This window comes from Micromonospora sp. NBC_01655 (genome assembly GCF_026339755.1).
In the GTDB taxonomy this organism is placed as follows: Bacteria; Actinomycetota; Actinomycetes; order Mycobacteriales; family Micromonosporaceae; genus Micromonospora.
Window position 1 is genome coordinate 3,854,490 of the sequence record NZ_JAPEQF010000001.1, and the last position, 20,048, is coordinate 3,874,537.

18 protein-coding genes are annotated in these 20,048 nt (G+C 74.1%); 12 read left to right on the plus strand and 6 right to left on the minus strand.

All coding sequences use genetic code 11. The features are described 5' to 3' along the window. The first annotated feature begins 158 nt into the window (after positions 1–158). The 7 genes from egtA (at position 159) to OOK41_RS17775 (ending at position 7,670) form a co-directional block, all read left to right on the plus strand. On the plus strand, positions 159–1,394 hold the full coding sequence (gene egtA, locus OOK41_RS17745) for an ergothioneine biosynthesis glutamate--cysteine ligase EgtA (RefSeq protein WP_266265996.1): 1,236 nt from the start codon (positions 159–161) through the stop codon (positions 1,392–1,394). After that, positions 1,391–2,722, plus strand: a complete 1,332-nt coding sequence (egtB, locus tag OOK41_RS17750; RefSeq protein ID WP_266265997.1) for an ergothioneine biosynthesis protein EgtB — start codon at positions 1,391–1,393, stop codon at positions 2,720–2,722. Before egtA ends, egtB begins: the two co-directional genes overlap by 4 nt. Before the next feature lie 67 nt (positions 2,723–2,789). Then, positions 2,790–3,578: an ergothioneine biosynthesis protein EgtC gene (gene egtC / locus OOK41_RS17755; RefSeq protein ID WP_117669150.1), complete on the plus strand. Its 789-nt coding sequence runs from the start codon at positions 2,790–2,792 to the stop codon at positions 3,576–3,578. A 14-nt stretch (positions 3,579–3,592) separates the two neighbouring features. Beyond that, positions 3,593–4,558: an L-histidine N(alpha)-methyltransferase gene (gene egtD / locus OOK41_RS17760; protein ID WP_266265998.1), complete on the plus strand. Its 966-nt coding sequence runs from the start codon at positions 3,593–3,595 to the stop codon at positions 4,556–4,558. Between the two features lie 271 nt (positions 4,559–4,829). Beyond that, on the plus strand, positions 4,830–5,417 hold the full coding sequence (locus tag OOK41_RS17765; protein ID WP_266265999.1) for a TMEM165/GDT1 family protein: 588 nt from the start codon (positions 4,830–4,832) through the stop codon (positions 5,415–5,417). A 171-nt stretch (positions 5,418–5,588) separates the two neighbouring features. After that, on the plus strand, positions 5,589–5,813 hold the full coding sequence (locus OOK41_RS17770) for a hypothetical protein (protein WP_117669148.1): 225 nt from the start codon (positions 5,589–5,591) through the stop codon (positions 5,811–5,813). A 387-nt stretch (positions 5,814–6,200) separates the two neighbouring features. After that, positions 6,201–7,670 (plus strand): polysaccharide biosynthesis tyrosine autokinase, encoded by a 1,470-nt coding sequence (locus tag OOK41_RS17775; protein WP_266266000.1) that lies wholly within the window; start codon positions 6,201–6,203, stop codon positions 7,668–7,670. Here OOK41_RS17775 and OOK41_RS17780 read toward each other — a convergent pair. After that, positions 7,651–8,205: a low molecular weight phosphatase family protein gene (locus tag OOK41_RS17780; protein ID WP_266266001.1), complete on the minus strand. Its 555-nt coding sequence runs from the start codon at positions 8,203–8,205 to the stop codon at positions 7,651–7,653. The two genes, OOK41_RS17775 and OOK41_RS17780, sit on opposite strands and share 20 nt — an antisense overlap. 189 nt (positions 8,206–8,394) lie before the next feature. Between OOK41_RS17780 and OOK41_RS17785 the strand changes: the two genes are divergently transcribed. The 4 genes from OOK41_RS17785 to OOK41_RS17800 all read left to right on the plus strand — a co-directional run bounded on the left by OOK41_RS17785 (position 8,395) and on the right by OOK41_RS17800 (position 13,592). After that, entirely contained in the window at positions 8,395–9,654 is a 1,260-nt protein-coding gene (locus OOK41_RS17785) for a glycosyltransferase family 4 protein (RefSeq protein ID WP_266266002.1), read from the plus strand. Positions 9,655–9,806: 152 nt separating this feature from the next. Continuing rightward, positions 9,807–11,528 (plus strand): DUF4012 domain-containing protein, encoded by a 1,722-nt coding sequence (locus OOK41_RS17790; protein WP_266266003.1) that lies wholly within the window; start codon positions 9,807–9,809, stop codon positions 11,526–11,528. Positions 11,529–11,541: 13 nt separating this feature from the next. Then, entirely contained in the window at positions 11,542–12,204 is a 663-nt protein-coding gene (locus OOK41_RS17795) for a hypothetical protein (protein ID WP_266266004.1), read from the plus strand. 773 nt (positions 12,205–12,977) lie between these two features. Continuing rightward, a complete protein-coding gene (locus OOK41_RS17800) occupies positions 12,978–13,592 on the plus strand; it encodes a hypothetical protein (protein WP_266266005.1) in 615 nt (204 codons plus the stop codon). Between the two features lie 112 nt (positions 13,593–13,704). Here the strand turns inward: OOK41_RS17800 and OOK41_RS17805 are convergent, their stop codons facing one another. Beyond that, complete coding sequence (locus tag OOK41_RS17805) at positions 13,705–15,174, minus strand: MFS transporter (protein ID WP_266266006.1); 1,470 nt, start codon at positions 15,172–15,174, stop codon at positions 13,705–13,707. 84 nt (positions 15,175–15,258) lie between these two features. Beyond that, positions 15,259–15,495 (minus strand): hypothetical protein, encoded by a 237-nt coding sequence (locus OOK41_RS17810; RefSeq protein ID WP_117669140.1) that lies wholly within the window; start codon positions 15,493–15,495, stop codon positions 15,259–15,261. A gap of 159 nt (positions 15,496–15,654) precedes the next feature. Between OOK41_RS17810 and OOK41_RS17815 the strand changes: the two genes are divergently transcribed. Next, positions 15,655–16,818, plus strand: coding sequence for a geranylgeranyl reductase family protein (locus OOK41_RS17815; protein ID WP_266266007.1), 1,164 nt, complete (start codon positions 15,655–15,657; stop codon positions 16,816–16,818). Positions 16,819–16,955: 137 nt separating this feature from the next. Here the strand turns inward: OOK41_RS17815 and OOK41_RS17820 are convergent, their stop codons facing one another. The 3 genes from OOK41_RS17820 to OOK41_RS17830 form a co-directional block, all read right to left on the minus strand. Further along, the gene (locus OOK41_RS17820) at positions 16,956–18,749 is read right to left on the minus strand and encodes a bifunctional UDP-sugar hydrolase/5'-nucleotidase (protein ID WP_266266008.1); all 1,794 of its coding nucleotides are present in this window, start codon (positions 18,747–18,749) and stop codon (positions 16,956–16,958) included. 210 nt (positions 18,750–18,959) lie between these two features. Next, positions 18,960–19,622: a nucleotidyl transferase AbiEii/AbiGii toxin family protein gene (locus OOK41_RS17825; protein WP_117669137.1), complete on the minus strand. Its 663-nt coding sequence runs from the start codon at positions 19,620–19,622 to the stop codon at positions 18,960–18,962. Beyond that, entirely contained in the window at positions 19,619–19,981 is a 363-nt protein-coding gene (locus OOK41_RS17830) for a hypothetical protein (protein ID WP_266266009.1), read from the minus strand. The genes OOK41_RS17825 and OOK41_RS17830 overlap by 4 nt, the downstream gene beginning before the upstream one ends. Positions 19,982–20,048: the final 67 nt, after the last annotated feature.

Here is a 20,048-nt window from a genome sequence, read left to right on the forward strand (position 1 = left end):
GCCCCCGGGCACCCGACCGGGACGAAACACCTGTTACAGCAAGGCGAGCGGATTTCGTCTGCTAGACAGAGGATGGTGGCACCGCGGACGTCCGACCGGTCACGGTCACGCACGGCCCGGGGCGATCGTCAGTCGACCAGCGCGGGAGGAATCGTCTCGTGGTGACATCACCAGAGCTGGACCGGAACACCCTGTTGGGGGAGGCGGCCGACGCCGCCCGGCACATCGCCCGGATCTGCTTCAAGACCGGCCCACCCACCCACACCGGCGTCGAACTGGAATGGACCGTGCACGACGCCGCCGACCCCGCCCTCCCCGTCGACCGGGGGCGGCTGCTGGCGGCGCTGGGGCCACACAGCCCCGTCACCATCGACGACTCCAGCCCCGCCGCACCGCTCCGGCACGGCAGCGCCGTGACCGTGGAGCCCGGCGGCCAGCTTGAGATATCCACCCCGCCGCGACCCTCGGTCGCCGCGCTGATCGAGGCCACCGACGCCGACATCGCCCAGCTCACCGACCTGCTCCGGGCCGCCGGCCTGGTCCTCGGCCGCACCGGCATCGACCCGTTCCGGGCACCGCGCCCGGTCGTTGACACCCCGCGCTACCGCGCCATGCGCTGCGTTTTCGACCAGGGTGGGCCGGCCGGCCGGACCATGATGTACAGCACCGCCGGCCTCCAGGTCTGCCTCGACGCCGGCGAGCCGGCCCAGGTGGCGGCCCGCTGGGCGGCTGCGCACGCGATCGGCCCGCCGCTGCTCGCCGCGTTCGCCACCGCCGGCCGGCACGCCGGGCGGCGCACCGGCTGGGCGTCCGCCCGGATGGCGGCCTGGCTGGCCATCGACCCCGCCCGCACCCGGCCGGTCTGGTCCCCGGCCCGGCCCGACGCCGACCCGGTGCCGGCCTGGACGGCGTACGCGCTGGCCGCACCGCTGCTCTGCCTGCGCGGCGACGCCGCCGACTGGACCCCGCCGGCGGGGGTGACCTTCGGTGACTGGCTCGCCGGGGCGCTGCCCCGCCCGCCCACCACCGACGACCTGGACTACCACCTGAGCACCCTGTTCCCGGTCGTCCGGCCCCGGGGCTACCTGGAGATCCGCTACCTGGACGCCCAGCCCGGGTCGGACTGGCGGCTCCCGCTGGCCGTGCTGGCCGCGCTCTTCGCCGACCCCGCCACGGTGGCCCGCGCCGCGGGCGTCGCCGCGCCGGTGGCCGACCGGTGGGACGCCGCGGCCCGGCACGGGCTGGCCGACCCCCCGCTGGCGCGCGCCGCCGCCGGCCTGCTCGACCTGGCGCTGGCGGCCCTGCCCCGGCTCGACCTGCCCGCCCCGCTGCACGACGAGACCACCCGCGCACTACGGCGGCGACTGGCCGCCACGGAGAGGGGACCGAGGTGACCACCATCCACGAACTCGGCACGCAGCGGCTGCGCGACCGGATCGCCGCCGAGCTGGAGCGCACCCGGGCGCGCACCGCCCTGCTCACCGAGGCGGTCGACGACGCCGACCTGATGCGCCAGCACTCGCCGCTCATGTCCCCGCTGGTGTGGGACCTCGCCCACGTCGGTAACCAGGAGGAACTCTGGCTGGTCCGGGACGTCGGCGGGCACGAGCCCGTCCGGCGGGACATCGACGACCTGTACGACGCGTTCAAGCAGCCACGCCGGGACCGCCCGGCGCTGCCGCTGTTGCCGCCCGCCGAGGCCCGCGCCTACCTCGCCGCCGTCCGGGACAAGGTGCACGACCTGCTCGACCGGGTGCCGTTCACCGACCGGCCGCTGGTCGCCGACGGGTTCGCCTTCGGCATGATCGTCCAGCACGAGCAGCAGCACGACGAGACCATGCTCGCCACCCACCAGCTGCGCCTCGGCCCGCCGGCCCTGCACGCCCCGCCCCCGCCGGAGCCGCGCGCCCGGGTCGCCGACGAGGTCCTCGTCCCGGCCGGCGGGTTCACCATGGGCACCTCCACCGATCCGTGGGCGCTGGACAACGAACGCCCCGCGCACACCGTCCACCTGCCCGCGTACGTCATCGACGCGGCCCCGGTCGGCAACGGCCGGTACGCCGAGTTCATCGCCGACGGCGGCTACGACGATCCGCGCTGGTGGAGCGAGGCCGGCTGGCGGCACCGCACCGAGGCCGGGCTGACCGCCCCGCTGCACTGGCGGCGCGACGGCGACGGGTGGGCGTACCGGCGGTTCGGCCGGTGGTCCCCCGTGCGCGCCGACGAGCCGGTGGTGCACGTCTGCTGGTACGAGGCGCAGGCGTACGCCGCGTGGGCCGGCAAGCGGCTGCCCACCGAGGCCGAGTGGGAGAAGGCCGCCCGCTGGGACCCGGCCACCGACCGGTCCCGCCGCTACCCGTGGGGCGACGAGGAACCGACCGCCGAGCACGCCAACCTCGGGCAGCGGCACCTGTGGCCGGCGCCGGTGGGCGCGTACCCGGCGGGCGCGTCGCCGCTGGGGGTGCACCAGCTCGTCGGCGACGTGTGGGAGTGGACCGCCAGCGCCTTCCGGGGGCACCCCGGGTTCGCCGCGTTCCCCTATCGGGAGTACTCGGAGGTGTTCTTCGGCGACGACCACCGGGTGCTGCGCGGCGGATCGTTCGGCACCGACCGGGCCGCCTGCCGGGGGACGTTCCGCAACTGGGACTACCCGATCCGGCGGCAGATCTTCAGCGGCTTCCGCTGCGCCCGCGACGCCCGGCCGGACGAGTCGCCCCGGTGACACCGCACCCGGTGGCCGCCGCGCCCCGGCCGTCCGGCGCCGCGCACCCTTGCGGCGGGGCCGCCTGATGTGCCGGCACCTGGCGTACGTCGGGCCGCCGGTGAGCCTGCGCGCCCTGCTGTACGACCCGCCGCACTCGCTGGCGCGGCAGTCCTGGGCGCCCCGGGACATGCGCGGCGGCGGGACGGTCAACGCCGACGGCTTCGGCGTCGGCTGGTACCCGCCCGGTGGCGGCGAGCCGGTGCGCTATCGGCGGGGCACGCCGATCTGGAGCGACGTGACGCTGCCGGAGCTGGCCGCGGCCACCACCAGCGGCGCGGTGCTGGCCGCCGTCCGGTCGGCCACCGTCGGCATGCCCGTGCTCGACACGGCCGCCGCCCCGTTCGCGGAGGGACCGTGGCTGTTCAGCCACAACGGGGTGGTCCGCGGCTGGCCCGACGCGGTGACCGGGCTCGCCGGCCGGCTGCCCGTCCGCGACCTGCTCACCCTCGACGCGCCGACCGACGCCGCGCTGCTCTGGGCCCTGGTCCGGCACCGGCTGCGCGCCGGGGACGACCCGGCACGGGCGGTCGCCGGCACGGTGACGCAGGTCGCGGCGGTGGCGCCCGGATCCCGGCTCAACCTGCTGCTCACCGACGGGCAGACCGTCGTGGCCAGCGTCGCCGGTCACGCGCTGTCGCTGCGGCGCAGCCCGGGCGCGGTGCTGCTGGCCTCGGAACCGCACGACGACGAGCCCGGCTGGCAGGCGGTGCCGGAGGGGCGGCTGGTGGTGGCCACGGCCGCTGGGGCGCGGATCGACGCCCTGCCCGGCGGGTGGACCGCCGACCGGGCGGCAGGTGGGACACGACACGAGTGACGGAGGGACACCTGATGAGCGCGGAACCGTTGGAGATCTACCTGGAGGAGCAGGACCTCGGCCGCGGGCTGCGGGAGGACGTACGGACCGGGCTGACGGCGGCGCCGAAGTGGCTGCCGCCCAAGTGGTTCTACGACGCCCGGGGCAGCGAGTTGTTCGAGGAGATCACCCGGCTGCCGGAGTACTACCCGACCCGGGCCGAGCGTTCCGTGCTGGCCGAGCGGGCCGGCGAGATCGCCGAGCTGACCGGGGCGAAGACCCTGATCGAGCTGGGCTCCGGCTCGTCGGAGAAGACCCGGCTGCTGCTGGACGCCTTCACCCGCCGTGGCGGGCTGGGCACCTTCGTGCCGCTGGACGTCTCGGTCAGCGCCCTGCGCCAGTCCACGGAGCAGATCGCCGCCGACTACCCCGGGCTGCGGGTACGCGGCATCGTCGGGGACTTCACCCGGCACCTCGACCGGCTGCCCGCCGGTGGGCGCCGACTGGTGATCTTCCTCGGCGGCACGATCGGCAACCTGCTCCCCGCCGAGCGGGCCGGATTCCTCGCCGCCATGCGCGCGGCCCTGGAGCCCGGCGACTGGCTGCTCCTGGGCACCGACCTGGTCAAGGACCCGGCGGTGATCGTTCCCGCGTACGACGACGCGGCCGGGGTGACCGCCGAGTTCAACCGCAACGTGCTGCGGGTGATCAACCGGGAGCTGGACGCCGACTTCGACCCGGAGGCGTTCACCCACGTCGCGCTCTGGGACCCGGAGCGGGAGTGGATCGAGATGCGGCTGCGCGCCGATCGTCCGCACCGGGTCCGGGTGCTCGACCTGGACGTGGCGTTCGCGGCGGGGGAGGAACTGCGCACCGAGGTGTCGGCGAAGTTCCGCCCGGAGGGGATCGCGGCGGAGCTGGCCGCCGCCGGCTTCACCGCCCACGAGTTCTGGACCGACGCCGACGGCCGGTTCGGCGTCACCCTGGCCCGCGCCGACTGAGCCGCTCCCGCCGGCCCGGCGCGGGTGACGCGGCCGGGCCCGACGCGGGTGCCGCCGTCCACCCGCGTCGGGCCCGGCCACGCCGATCGGCTAGGCTGGCGGGGCGAAGGGGAGTAGCCCCCAATGTCGTGGTCGACACACTGGTGCGTTCCGCATCCGGCCACGCGGCCCCACCTGAGGTGGGGCGGGCGAGACCTTCGACCCAGGCTGTGCACAACGGCCGGGTCGAGGGCGCCCCACACCCCGGCCCGGCACCATCGGGAAGGGTGTCATGGAAGGTTTCCTCGTCGCGCTGGTCGTCAGCTTCGGCGTCATCTTCGTCGCCGAGCTGGGCGACAAGTCCCAGCTCATGGCGCTGACGTTCGCCACGCGGTTCAAGACGGTCCCGGTGCTGATCGGCATCACGATCGCCACCGCCCTCGTCCACCTGGCCTCGGTGGCCATCGGTTACGGGCTGGGCGCCGCCCTGCCCACCGGCTGGATCTCCCTCATCGCCGGCCTCGCGTTCCTCGGCTTCGGCGCGTGGACGCTGCGCGGCGACAAGCTCACCGAGGAGGAGAAGCGCAAGGCCGAGCGGAGCAGCAAGTCCGCCGTCGTCGCCGTCGGCGTCGCGTTCTTCCTCGCCGAACTGGGCGACAAGACGATGCTGGCCACCATCACCCTGGCCACCAAGTACGGCTGGTTCGGCACCTGGCTGGGCTCGACGATCGGCATGGTGGCCGCAGACGCGCTGGCGATCGTCGTCGGCCGGATGCTCGGCCGGCACCTGCCGGAGCGCGCCATCCGGTACGGCGCGGCGGTGCTCTTCGCCATCTGCGGTCTCTGGCTCATCTTCGAGGCCGTCGCCGCGCTCAACTGAGCCCCGACTACCGCCTGCCGGGGCGGGTAACGGCCCGGGGTGAGGTGGCAGAAGATCCGCCACCAGGGCGACCGGACTGGTCGCCCTGGTGGCGGTCGCGCTGCGCCGAAGACGATCACGGCCTACCGTGGGCGCCAAGGGCAAATCCGGATAAAGCGGGAGGATGACGGTATGAGTCGGCACGACGAACCCAACGAGTACGGTTTCGCCGGTGAGGCCACCGCGCCCGAGCCGCAGCCCGGCGGCCGGCCCGACGAGCAGGACCTCGCCGAGCAGGTGGCCGTCCCGGGCGACGACCTCACCGAACCGTTCAGCGAAGCGGTGAGCGAGGAGACCGAGCCGGCCGAGGAGACCGGGCCGGCCGAGGAGGACGAGCCGGCCGAGCGCCGTCGCTGAGTCCACCGATGCGGGGCGGCGGCGGTGGCCCGCCGCCCCGTCGCCGTACCCGGGGGAGCGGGCGCGCCACGGCCGGGGATGGTCACCGGCCTGCCCCGGGTCGGCCCCGGCGGTGCCGCCTGGCGGCCCCGTCGGCCGTCCGCCACGTCACTTCCCGGGTCGCGGGGCAGTTGTTCCGAACGATTCGGCGATGCATGTGGCCCCATTAAATGGCGATGCCTCGCTGAATGGGCTGTTTGTGGTATTTCGACCGCTTACCTCCTCTACAGTCGGTGGAACCGAATGCGCTGGGTGGGGCTGTCGGAGCCGGTGACCGCCCCGTGACTGCTGAGGAGCTCTTGTGCTTGACATGTCGACCACACGGACCGGACGGGGGCTTCCCGGCTGATGGACGTTCGCGATTACCTCCGGGCCGTTCGACGTAGCTGGTGGTTGGTCCTGCTCGTCGTCATGGTGAGCCTCGGCGTGGCCGCGCTGGTCACGGTCCAGACGAAGCCCCGGTACGTCGCCTCGGTGACCTACTTCGTCACCGTCCCCAACCAGGGGGTCAGCGAGGCGTACCAGGGCGGCATCTTCATGCAGCAGCGCGTCAAGTCGTACGCCGACCTGCTGGAGAGCGACCGGCTGGCGCAGAGCGTCGTGGCGAAGAACCCGCTGGGGCTCACGGCGGAGGAGGTGCAGGCCAGGATCAACGCCAGCACCATCCCCGACACCGTCCTGCTGCGCGGCACCGTCACCGACACCGACGCGACGCGGGCGCTGCGGCTGACCGAGGCGGTCTCCACCCAGTTCGTCGAGCTGGTCAAGGCGGTGGAGACCCCTGCCGGGGGAGGGGCCGCCCCGATCAAGGTGGAGGTGATCAGCGGACCCCGGGTCGGCTCCGCCCCGGTGTCGCCCAGGCCGGCGCTCAACCTCTCCGTCGGCGCGCTCGCCGGCCTGCTCGCCGGCCTCGGTCTGGCCGTGCTCCGGACCCGGTTCGACACCCGGCTGCGCGACGCGGTCGGCCTCCAGCGCGCCACCGGCAGCCCGCTGCTCGGTGAGATCCCGTTCGACCCCGTCGCGCGCACCGCGCCGCTGATCGTCGGGGACGCGGCCAACTCGCCCCGCGCCGAGGCGGTCCGCAAGCTGCGGACGAACCTGCGCTTCGTCGACGTCCACGAACCGGCCCGGGTTATCGCCGTGACCAGCGCGCTGCAGGGGGAGGGGAAGACCACCCTCTCCTGCAACCTGGCCATCGCGCTCGCCGAGGCCGGCTGGCGGGTCGCGCTGGTCGACGCCGACCTGCGCCGCCCGAAGGTGGCCGAGTACCTGAACCTGGAGGCGAGTGTCGGGCTGACCGACGTGCTGCTGGGCGACGTCAGCGTCGGCGACGTGGTGCAGCGGTGGGGCGACAGGTCGCTGCTGGTGCTGCCCGCCGGATCGGTCCCGCCCAACCCCAGCGAGCTGCTCGGCTCAAAGGCGATGGCGGACCTGCTGCTGGTGCTGCGGGAGTCGGCGGACATCGTCGTCATCGACACCGCCCCGCTGCGGACCGTCACCGACGGCGTCGTGGTGGCCGTCCAGGCCGACGGGGCACTGGTGGTCAGCCGGTACGGGCGCACCGACCGCGGCCAGGTCGCCGCCGCCGCGCAGGCGCTCCAGTCGGTCTCCGTCCGGCTGCTCGGCTGCGTGCTCAACATGGCCAAGCTCGGCCGCGCCGAGACCGACCAGTACGAGAGCTACCGGATCGACGTAGCCCCCGCGCACGCCGCCCCGGCCGAGCGGACGGCCCCCCCGGCGACCGCCAACAGCAACGGGTTCTTCGGTCAGGAGCAGACCGCCGACCCGACGCAGGAACTCACCCGGCTGCGTCGATGAGCGCCGCGACCGGTGTCAACGACCGCTCGATCTCCCGCGCGCAGCGCCGGAAGTCCATCGGCGTGCCACCGATCGGGTCGCCGAGGTCGTCCTCGGCCGGGGTGGTCGGCTGCAATCTCCCCCGGGCCTGGGCCGCCGCCCGCGTCGCCGCGCGCAGCGCCCCGGCGTCCGTGGTGTCCGGCGCGTCGGCCAGCCCGGCGAGCCGACCGAACTGGCGCAGGGTGAAGGTGCGGTGCAGCGCGGCGGGGGCCAGGGACACACAGGCCGCCCGCTGGCGGCGGGTCGCGGTCAGCACCAGCGCGGCGTCGGCCAACTGGCCGGCGGTCAGCGCCCGGCTGCGGAAGGCCGCCGGATCCCGCCCGGTCCCGGCGGCCACCTGCGCCGCGTACGGATGCATCGGCCGGCCGTCCACGGCGGCCGTGCCGGCGCTGGCCACTTCGACCGGCAGCTTCGCCAGCAGCCAACCGGCCAGGTACTCGGCCATCGGCGAGCGGCACAGGTTGGCGTGGCAGACGAACAGGATCCGGTCGGCCATCGGAGACTCTCCCAGCGGTGTGGTCGCGCGGCGGCCCGGCGCCCTCGCGGTGCCGGGACGGCCCCGTGCCGCGACGGTGTGGGCCGAGGCGGCACCGGTGGGCGGCGCGCTGCCGGCATCGTACGCGGGCGACACCGCGCAGGGTGTCCGCGCCGCGCCGGAAGGTGACCTTCGGGGCGGGGGTGTCCGGTGAGGATCGGCATCCTGGCGTACCACTTCCCGCCGGAGCCGGCGTTCATCCCCGGCAGCCTGGCGGAGGAGCTGGCCGCCCGCGGCCACGAGGTCCGCGTGCTGACCGGCTTTCCCGACTACCCGGGCGGCCACGCCTATCCGGGCTGGCGGCAGCGGTGGCGCTACGAGAGCCGCAGTGAGCGGCTGACCGTGCGCCGGGTGCCGCGGTGGACCGGTGGGGACGCCTCCGTCCGGGCCCGGATGGCGAGCTGGCTGTCCTTCGCCGCCAGCGCCGGGACGATCGGCCGGGGGCAGCTTGCCGGCGTCGACGCCCTGTACGTCCACCAGCTACCGCCGGCGACCTTCGCCGCGGTCGGGCTGCTGCGCCTGCTGGGTGGGGTTCCGACGCTGCTGCACGTCCAGGACGTGTATCCGGAGCTGCCCGGGCCGGCGGAGGTGGCCCGTCCCTGGGCCGGCCGGCTCGCCGCGGCCACCCGTCGGCTCTACCGCCGCGCCGACCTGGTCGCGGTCGCCGCCCCCGCCATGCGTGACCTGGTGGTCGCCGGTGGCGCCGACGCGGACCGGGTGCGGGTGGTGCTCAACTGGACCGACGAGCGGCTGTTCCGCCCCGCCGAGCCGACCAGGGAGGCCCGCCGGCTGGTCCGGGGCGACGGCCGCTGCGCGGTGATGTACGCCGGCACCATCGGCGCCCGGCAGGGCCTGGAGACGGCGGTCCGGGCCGCCGCCCCGCTGCGCGGCACGATGGATTTGGTCCTGGTCGGCTCGGGCCCCGACGAGGGGCGGGTCCGGGGGCTCGCCGAGGAGTTGGGGGCCCGCAACGTCCGGTTCGTCGCGCGTCGGTCGCCGCTGGAGATGTCCGACCTGTACGCCGCCGCGGACTACCAGCTATTGATGCTGCGTGATCTGCCGGAGCTGCGCGGGAGCGTCCCCGGCAAGCTCCAGGCGGCGTTCAGCTCCGCCTCGCCGGTGGTGGCCTCCGCCGGGGGCGACACCGTGGAGATCGTGGAACGGGCCCGGGCCGGGCTGTCCTGCCCGCCGGAGGACTGGGCCACCCTGGCCGACCGGTTCTGGCTGGCCGCCACCATCCCGCCCCCGGCGCGGTTGGAGATGGGGCGGCGCGGCCGGGAGGCCTACCTGCGTGACATGTCCACGCGCGGCGGGGTGGACCGGGTCGAGGAGTTGCTGCACGAGGTCGTCGCGCGACGCGGCGATTCGGACTCGCCGGAGGAAAGTCCTCGTACGCGACTCCAGGCCTGAAAAACCGCGATACTCCGACATGACTTGTACGATGCGTGCTAGAAAATGATGAATCGTCATTTCTGTCCGCTTTGTTGACGGGAGCAGGTGTGAGCGACAGTGTGCGGCCCCACCGTCGTCGGCGAAGATCCCGACGGCGCACCAGGGCGCGGGTGCGCCGCGTCCTGCTCACCGGCCTGATCGTCGGGTCGCTCGTCCTGCTGGGCGGCGGCTGGGTCGGCTTCCGCGGCTGGCAGGCCCGGGCCCACCTGCTCAACGCCGCCGGGCTGGCGCGGCAGCTCAGCACCGAGGTGGTCGGCGCCGACGCCGACCGGGCGCACCGCACCCTCGCCGCGCTCCAGGAGCAGGCCGCCGCCGCCCGCGCCGCCACCGGCGACCCGGGCTGGTGGGTCGGGCGGCACGCACCGTACGCCGGGGACGACCTCGCCGCGGTCCGCGAGATCGCGGTGGCCGTCGACGAACTCGCCCGGGACGCGTTCCCCGCCCTGCTGCGCACCGACCTGTCCACCCTGCTGCCCGGCAAGGGACGGCTGGACGTCAACCGGCTCCGGGCCGTCTCGGCCCAGCTCACCGACACCGACGAGGTCGTCCGGCGCACCAACGCCCGACTTGCCGCCGTGCCCAGCGCCGGACTGGTCGACCAGGTCCGGCAGGCCGTGACCGACCTGCGCGCCGAGATCGGCCGGCTGGCCGCGCTGACCCGGGCCGCCGACCAGGCCGCCCGCCTGCTGCCGACCCTGCTCGGCGCGGACGGGCCGCGCAGCTACCTGCTGGTGTCGCAGAACCCGGCGGAACTGCGCGCCACCGGCGGCATGTTCGGCGCGTACGCGGTCATCCGGGCCGAGGACGGCCGGCTCCGGATGGGCGCCCAGGCCGCCGCCAGCAGCCTGGGCCACTTCGACCTGTCCGCGAAGGTGAGCGCCGAGGTCCGCAACCTCTACACCGACCTGGTCGGGACGTACCCGGCGGACGTCAACCTGACCCCGCACTTCCCGACCGCCGCCGCGCTCTTCCGGGAGATGTACCGCAAGCGCAGCGGCAGCACGGTCGACGGGGTGCTCGCGGTCGACCCGGTGGTGCTGTCGTACCTGCTCAAGGCCACCGGACCGGTGCCCGTGCCGGGCAACGCCACCCTGGTCGGCGACAAGGTGGTGCACACCCTGCTCTCCGACACGTACCAGCGGCTGGACCAGGCCGGGCAGGACGAGTTCTTCGCGGCCTCCGCGGCGGCGGTGTTCGGCACCTTCTTCACCCGGGAGGTGAACCCCCGGGCGTTGCTGTCCGCACTGGACCGTGCCATGGACGAGCGGCGGATCCTGTTCTGGAGCGCCCACCCGGCCGAGCAGCGGATCATCGCCGGCAACCGGTTGGGCGGGGTGCTGCCCGAGCAGGAGACCACGCCCACCGTCGGCGTGTTTCTCAACGACGGCAGCGGCGCGAAGCTCGGTTACTACCTGCGGCCGTCGGCGACGCTGGCCGTGGGGGAGTGCCGCCCCGACGGCCGCCGGCAGCTACGACTGAGCTTCACGCTCCACTCGACCGCCCCCGCCAAGGGGCTCTCCCCCTCCGTCCTCGGCCTGGGCCTGGCTGGGGACCCCTACACGGCCCGCACCCTGGTCTCCGTCTACAGCCCGGCCGGCGGCGCGGTGCTCGCCAGCCGGCTCGACGGAGCCGACCTGCGGGTCGGCAGCGGCGTCGAACGGCGGCGACAGGTCGTCATCGCCAACGTCGAGGTGCGCCCCGGCGCCACCCGGACCCTCGAGGTCGACGTGCTGACCGGCAGGACCGGCATCGGCGACGCCGACCTCTGGCTCACCCCGACCGCCACCCCATGGACCACCCAAGTTAAGTCCGCACCACACTGTGACCAGTAGGAGGGAACCAATCATGCGGCTATCCCGCATCATCATGGCGCTCACGGTCGGCCTTGCCGTCGTGGCCGCGCCGACCGCGGCGGGGGCGGCGCAGCCGCAGCCGACACCGTCGCCGTCCGGCCCACAACAGCCGTCACCGTACCCGCCGCAGCCCCCGGCGCTGACGATCGACCCGTCAACGATCGTCATCGGTCAGACCGTCACCCTGACCGGTGCCGGGTTCGGGCCGAACGAGACCGTCGAGCTCACCGTGTCGGTGTCGCCGCTCGCCGCCGGCCTGCCCGGTCAGGCACCGGCCCGCCGCAGCGACGGCAGCACCGTCGCGATGGCTCCGGTGGCCTACCAGGCGGCGGCGCCGATGCAGTTCACGGCGCAGGCCGACGCGGCGGGGGAATACTCCGTTCCCTACACGCCGAGCGTCACCGGCCGACTCACGTTCACGGCCGTCGGTCTCAGCACGGGCAGGACGGCCACCGCGACCCTGACCGTGCTCGCACGCCACCAGCCGACGCCGACCCACAAGCCACCGCACAACGGCGGGCTGCCCGTGACCGGTGGCAACATCAGCACGCCACTGGCCGTCGGTGGTGGGCTGGTCGGTGCCGGTGTGGTGCTGATGCTCGGCGGGCTGGCCTGGCGTCGTCGGCACCGCTTCGGCATGGGGTCGACGCGCTGACCGTCCCTGAGCCGGGCAGTGCCCGAGCTACCGCGTGACGGTGCCCGCCGGGTTGTACCCCGGCGGGCACCGTCACGCAGCTTGCCCGTCGTCGCTGTGCTGCGCCGTCGTGGGCTGTGGCTCGCCGGCGTCGGCGGTGCTGCGCCGTCGCCGGTCGGGCTTCGCCGTCGTCGGCTGAGAGTGGTGGTGGGAGTGTGGCTCGGCGTTGTCGGGTGGTTGCGGTGGGGGTGGGGCCCGCCGTGCCCGGCTCCGGGCGGTCAGGCTTGATCCCTGCGCCGGGCACGGCGGGCCCCACCCGTCCGCGCCCCGCCTTGCCCGCCGGACACGCCCCACCGCCCCCACAAACCCCACCCGCACCCCGCCGGTCCGCACCACCCCCGGCCGCACCTCCCCCGCGCCGTCCGTCCGCCTTCGGCGGCGGTGATCAAGAGGTTTGCGTCAGGTTTGTGCCCGGATGCCGACGCAAACCTCTTGATCACCGCGAGAGGCCGGGGGTGGGGGTGTGAGCGGGGGCATGGCGGGGGTGGAACATGGGGGTGGGTGGGGGCGTTACACATGGCGGACGATCGAGTAGCGGTGTGCTGCTGACCGGGATGGAATGCGGGCCGGCTGTCGGTCGTTACATCTGGACCCGGCGCCACGAGCCTTCGCAGGCCGGTGCCGGATGGATCTCCCCCTTTTTGATCTTCTTGGGCGCCTCGACGTGGTGCTCACATGCCCGCCCTGCCCCCGTGGGGTGTTGGTGTGTCGACCCCCGAATTGGAGTCACCCCCATGAACACGATCATGCGTAAGAGCGTTCTCGGTATCGCTGGTCTCGCGTTCGCCGGTGGTCTGGCCGCCGGTCCCCTGCACCACACCACCACCAGCCCGACTGCCGTTGATGCCAAGCCCGTCGCTGTCGCCGTGCAGGCCGACAAGCCGGGTGTGGACAAGCCGGGCGTGGACAAGGGCAAGCTGATCCCGCACGGCGTGCGGGGCGAGCAGTCGCGTATCACGCTTGACGGTGAGCAGACCGCCAACGTCAAGGCGATCATCGCCGCGACGAAGAAGGCCGGCCTGGACGAGCGCGCCGCCGTCATCTCGGTCGGCACCGCGTTGCAGGAGTCGAAGCTGGAGAACCTGGGCCACCTGGGCGACCGCAACGACCACGACTCCCTGGGCCTGTTCCAGCAGCGCCCCTCCAGCGGCTGGGGTTCGCCGGAGCAGATCACCGACCCCGAGCACTCGACCCTGGCGTTCCTCAAGGGCCTCAAGCAGGTCGACGGGTGGCGGGACATGCCGCTGACCGAGGCCGCGCAGACGGTGCAGGTGTCGGCGTACCCCGACGCGTACGCGCAGTGGGAACAGCAGGCCGCCGACCTCGTCGCCGAACACTGGAACAGCTGACCCGTACCGCTGAAGAGGTCGCTGGCCGGTCCCCGACACCCCGGGGACCGGCCAGCGGCGTCTGCGCTTCGGGGAAGGGGCGTTGCCGGTGGGTGGGCCTGCGGCGGGGTGGTCAGTGCTGGGTGGTGGGCGTGGGGGCCCGGCGGCTGCGGTGAATGTCGATCAGGGCGGCGATCAGGGCGAGCACGATGATGCCGGCCGCCAGCAGCAGCGCGTTCCGGAACGCCGTCGACCAGTTTCCGCCCGCGCCCGCCAGGGACGAGAAGAAGACCGCGCCGACCGCCGCGATGCCGGCGGCGGCGCCGATCCGCTGGCCGGTCTGGAGCATCCCCGCGCCCCCGCCCGCCTGCGCCACCGGCACCTGGGACAGGGTGAGGGTCTGGTTCGGGGTGATGACCAGGCCGCTGCCCAGCCCGGCGATCAGCAACGGCGCCGCCGTGAGCACGGGCACCGACCCGTGCGGGCCGCCGCGCAGCACGACCACCACCGCGCCGAGGCCGAGGACCACGACGAGCAGGCCCACGGCGACCAGTGGGCGGCCGTACCGGTTGACGATCCGCCCGCCCAGCGCGGACGCGACGGCCGAGCCGAGGGCGAACGGCGTGATGGCCAGGCCGGCCACCAGCGCGCTGTAGCCGAGGCCGATCTGTAGGTACAGGGTGAAGACGAAGAAGATCGCGGTGAAGCCGCCGAAGTAGACCGTCGCGATCAGCGACCCCAGGGTGTACGACCGGAACCTGAACAGCCCGAGGTCGAACAGCGGCGTCTCGTGCCGGGCGTACCACCGCTCCCAGAGGCCGAAGCCGGCGAGCACGACCAGCCCGGCGGGGATCAGCGCCCACTTCCACGGGCTGCGCCACTGTTCCCGCTGGACCAGCGGCAGCAGCAGGAGCACCACGCCGACGCCGAGCAGCAGCACCCCGACCGGGTCGAGCCGGTGCCGGGCCGCGCCGGCCGGCCGGCCGGGCAGCAGCCGCCAGCCGAGCAGCACCGCGACGATCCCGACCGGTACGTTGACGAAGAAGACCCACCGCCAGCCGTGCTGTTCGCCGCCCGCCTCGATCAGCAGCCCGCCCAGCAGTGGGCCGACGGCGGTGGAGATGCCGATCGTGGCGCCGAGCAGGCCGAACGGCCGGCCCCGCTCGGGGCCCCGGAACAACTGCTGGATCAGGCCGGTGACCTGCGGGTTGACGATGCCGGCGGCAGCGCCCTGCACCAGTCGGGCGGCGATCAGCCACCCGGGCGAGCGGGCCAGCCCGGCAAGGGCGCTGGTCAGCGTGAACAGGGCGATCCCCAGGACGAACGCGTTGCGGCGGCCCCGGGCGTCGCCGAACCGTCCGGCCGGCACCAGCATCAGGCCGAAGGTGAGCGCGTACCCGGACAGGATCCACTGCAGGTCGCTCGGGGTCGCGCCGAGCGCCCGGTCGATGGACGGCACGGCGACGTTGACGATGCTCACGTCGAGCAGCGTCATGAAGGCGGCGACCAGGCCGACCCCGAGAGCCTGCCAGCGCCGCCGGTTGTCGGCGTTGCCGGTCCCGCCGGCCACGTCCGCCGGCCGGTCCGGCCGCCCTGGGCTCATGGTGGTGTCCCCCGTCGGCCGTCGATCACGCATCCCTGACCGCTACCCGGGCCCCCCGGGGGCAAACCGACGCCTCGCGGCGGTTCACGCCATCTGGCGGGCGCACCAGCGCGGGCCGAAGTCCAGCCCCGCCATGGGGGAGTCCTCCCGGTGCAGGAGGTTCTTCTCGGTCAGCATGTGCAGCGGCGCGTGGATCTGGTCCTGGGGCAACCCGGACTCCTGCGCGATCATGTCGGGATAGGGGACCTGCCCACGGGCCTCCAGCGCGGCCACCGCCTGGTAGACCCGCTCCTCGACGTCCGTCAGCCGTACCTGCTGCATGACTTCCTCCTCAGCGTGACCGCCCGGCTGGGGGGCGGGACTGCGCTGCGCGGTTACCCGCCGCCCCGCCGTTGATGCCCGCCCGATCGTGGGGTTCCCGCCGGCCTGTACCCGCTGCGCCGCCCGGCTTTCCGCCGGGCCGTACCCTAGGCTGCATCCGTGATCATCTGGGACCTCGCTGTCGTCGGTGGCGGCCCCGCCGGGCTCTCCGCCGCCCACGTCGCGGCGCGCGCCGGGCTGCGCACCCTGGTCGTCGAGCGGGCCGCACACCCCCGGTACAAGACCTGTGGGGGTGGCCTGATCGGCACCTCCCTCGCGGCGGTCGGTGACCGGATCGACGTGCCGGCGCACGACCGGGTGGACCGGGTGACGTTCACCCGGGACGGGCGACGCGAGTTCACCCGCCGGCACGTCGGCGGGCACCTGGTGGCGATGGTGCGCCGCGACGAGTTCGACGACCGGCTGCGCGCCGCGGCGGTCGCCGCCGGGGCCGAGGTGCGCGAGCGGGTCGCCGTCCGCGCCCTGGAGCAGGACCCCGACGAGGTACGCCTGCGGCTCGCCGACGGCGACACCGTGCGGGCCCGTACGGTGATCGGCGCGGACGGTTCCTCCGGGGTGACCGCGCGGCACGTCGGCGTCCGGTACCGGCAGGTGGACCTGGGGCTGGAACTGGAGCTTCCGGTGCCCGAGGAGGAGCAGCGCCGGTGGCGCGGCCGGCTGCTGCTGGACTGGGGGGCGATCCCCGGCTCGTACGCGTGGGTGTTCCCGAAGGGCGACCGGCTCACCGTCGGGGTGATCGCCGGCCGGGGCGAGGGGGAGCGGACCCGGGAGTACCTGCGTGACTTCGTCGACCGGCTGGGCCTGTCCGGGGCGACCCCGGAGCACGACTCCGGGCACCTGACCCGGTGCCGCGCCGACGACTCGCCGCTGCGCCGCGGCCGGGTGCTGGTGGCCGGGGACGCGGCCGGCCTGCTGGAGCCGTGGAGCCGGGAGGGGATCAGCTACGCGCTGCGCTCCGGCGCGCTGGCCGGCGCGGCGGTCGTCGAAGGCGAGTTGGACGACTATCCGCGTGCCGTCGACCGGGACCTGGTGCCGTCTATGCGGGCCGGTCACCGGCTGCTGGACGTGTTCGCCCGCCGGCCGGACGTCTTCCACGCGCTGCTGGCCACCCCGGCCGGGTGGCGGATGTTCGTCCGGTTCTGTCAGGGGCGGGCGAGCTTCGACGAGACGCTGAACCGGGCGCCGGTGCGGGCGGCGCTGGCGCTGCTGGACCGGCTGCCGCCGGCCCGCCAGGTCCGCCCGGCTGCCGTCCTGACCCGGTGATCTGTGTTCGCCCGGGCCGGCCGGCGCGAGTTGCGGGGTGATCCTGCGTCTCGGTCCCGGCACCGGCTGATCCGGCGGCCCGGATGCCGCGACGGGCCGCGGATGGTCACCCCCCACGGCCCGTCGCGGGACCAGGATCAGAAGACCGGCACGCCCTCGCGCACCAGCTTCCAGTTCGGCACGTAGAACTCGGCCGGGTCGATGGTGCCCCGGGACTGCGCCCAGTCGATCAGGAGCTGGCGGATCTCCTGCTGCGCGTTGTAGACCTGGGTCTTCACGATCCCGGGGAAGTTGCCGCCGCCGCTGCGCCGGTAGTTGTTCACCGCGACCACGAACCGCGCGTCGTCGGCGACCGGGGTGCCGGCGCCGGGCAGGACCAGGCGGGTGATCCGCTGGCCGACCGGCCTGCTGATGTCGATGTCGTAGTCCAGCCCCGAGAAGACGTCGTAGTTGTAGTCCGGGACGGCCGGGTCGCTGATCGTCGCCGGGTCGACCGGCGCGCCGACTGCGAGGGTGGTGAAGTACTTCGCCGAGTACTCCAGGTAGGCCCGCACCTCGGCGCCGGTGAGGACCACCGCCTCCAGGGTGTTGTCGAAGACGTACAGCCCGGCCACGTCGCGGATGCGCACGTCACCGGCGGGGAAGACGGCGGTGCGGCTGAACGGCGCCGCGATCGACAGCACCGGCAGCCCCGCGTACGCGGTGCCGGCCAGCGCGTCCGTGACGACCTCGGTCTGGACGTGGTTGATGAAGTCCAGGATCGGGGTGTCCTGGTACCGCGACCTGGCCGCCGACAGCTCCACGGTCGACTGGGCGACCACCGTGTTGACGTACGTGACGGTCTTGGTGTGCTGGCCGCGCACGGCCGCGAGCACCGCCGGGTCCTCGACCACCGTGTTGGTGTTCAGCATGGTGGCGTGCTTGCTGGCCACCTTCCAGCAGCCCCGCTCCCGGGTGAGGGTGAAGTCCATCCGGGTCAGCCGCTGACCCCACTTGGACGGCTCGGAGAGCAGCACCTGAGCGCCGGTCCTCGGGTTCGTCACGAACTTCTCGACGACCTCGTTGTGCGCGTGGCCGAAGAGGATCGCGTCGATGCCGGGGACCTGCTCGGCGATCATCGTGCACGGGTTCTCGTTCGGCAGCTCCGGGCCGTAGCTGGAGGTGCCGCTGTCGCCGCCGTGCGCGGAGACGATGACGACGTCGGCGCCGCGCGCCCGCATGACCGGCACCCACTTGGCGGCCGTCTGCACCATGTCGGCGAAGACCAGCTTGCCCTCGACGTTGGACTTGTCCCAGATCGCCACGCCCGGGTTGGTCAGGCCGAGGATGCCGACCTTCAGCTTCGGCGCGCCGGGCCCGCCGAGCCGGACCTCCTTGATCACGTACGGCAGGTACGCCGGCTTGCCGGTCGCCTCGTTGACCGCGTTCGCGGCGAGGGCCGGGAACCCGAGCTGCTTGATCCACTTGGCCAGCAGGGGCAGGCCGTAGTTGAACTCGTGGTTGCCCAGCGTCACCGCGTCGTACCTCAGGATGTTCATCGCGTTGGCCATCGGGTGCGTCTCACCGGTGGTGGTGATCGGCTCCTGCTTCGCGTAGTACGTGGCCAGCGGCGTGCCCTGGATGGTGTCGCCGGAGTCGAGGACCAGGGTCGCCTTGCCCCTGCGCTCGGCCCGGATCTGGTTGACCAGGGTGGCCAGCTTCGCGACGCCGACGTCGTTGTGCTTGCTGTCGTCGTACTCGGCGTCCTGGTAGTAGTCCCAGTTGTAGACGTTGCCGTGGGTGTCCGAGGTGCCCAGGATCGTCAGGTCCCAGGTCTTCGGGCCCTTCGACCCGGCCGCCCGCGCGGGCGTGCCCGCGATCAGGGGTGCGGTCGCGGCGGCGGCGGCGACGGCCAGCACCTGGCGGCGCGACGCGCCGGAGGAGGAGGTCATTAGGTGCCTTTCCGTGGGGGTGGGCGCGCCTCGTAGGCGCCGTTGCGCACCATAACGAGGCCGCGTCACTCCTGCCACAGCGGCCCGAGATGTTTCACCCGGCCAGCGGCACGGGCCACCTGGGCGTAACACGCCGGCCACCGCCGGGGTCCCGACCCCGGGCCCCGCCCGGCGGGTCGGCCGCCGGCCGGTGTGCGGCGGTGCCGGACCTCAGCGGGGCCAGCCGGCCAGCCGGGCCCGCAGCCGGGCCACCTGCGTCGCGTCCAGCCCGTACCGGGCGAACCGCCGGTCCGGCAGGCGGTCCAGGTAGCGGCCCGCGGCCCGGACGTCCACCGGGTCCAGCGCGGAATCGAGCTGCCGGGCCAGGGCGAGCAGCTCCGCCACCGGATAGTGCTCGACGGCTGCGGCCACGTCGATGAAGTCCCGGACCTCCCGCCGGTTGACCAGCGCCGCCGTCTTGTTCGCCACCAGGTCCCGCACGTCCATCACCGGCCCGAGGTCCATCACCACCGGGCTGCGGTACCGGTCGAGCCGGCCCAGGCTCAGCCGGATCTGCCGTGGTCCCCGGCTCACCACGAAGTCCTTCATGTCCCGGTCGAACCCGGCGAACAGCTCCGCGAGGTCGCTGTCCGGATCGGCGTCGGCCACCACGAAGCCCGCGTGCTCCAACGCCGTACGCACCCCGGCCGCCGCCGCGGCGGCGGCCCCCTCCACGTCGGCGAACAGGTCCACGTCCTCGGTGGGGCGGGAGACCAGCCCGTGCGCGGCCCACGCGACGCCGCCGCCGAGGACGAACCGGTGCCGGCCGGCGGCCGACAGCGCCACCCGGGCGACCTCGCGGTAGAACTCGTCGAGCGGGGCGGCGTCGCTCACGCCGCCCGCAGGGCCCCGTCGCCCCGTAGGACCCGGTGGCGGTGCTCCCACGCCGCGCGGACCCCACGCGGAAGGTTGAGCATCGGCCAGACCTGGCGCAGCAGGTGACCGTTGACCAGCTCCCGCAGCTCGCCCGCGTGGGTGGTCTCGCGCAACACGTTCTCGTACATCCAGAGCAGGTCGTCCGGATCGCCGAGGTCGAAGCTGCGGTTGGCGTTCCACATCAGGTGTACGGGCAGCTCGACGACCCCCCGGGTGGGGCCGGTCAGCTCGGCCAGGGTGGGGGTGACGACGGCCGGGCGGCCCGGGCGGGCCAGGAAGGCCACGCCGGTCGAGGTGGGGGAGGCTACGCCCTGCATGGTGTCAGGGTAACGCCTGGTCGGGGTCGTTCGGTGGTCCCCGCCCGTCGGAGCCGTCGCCGTGCCC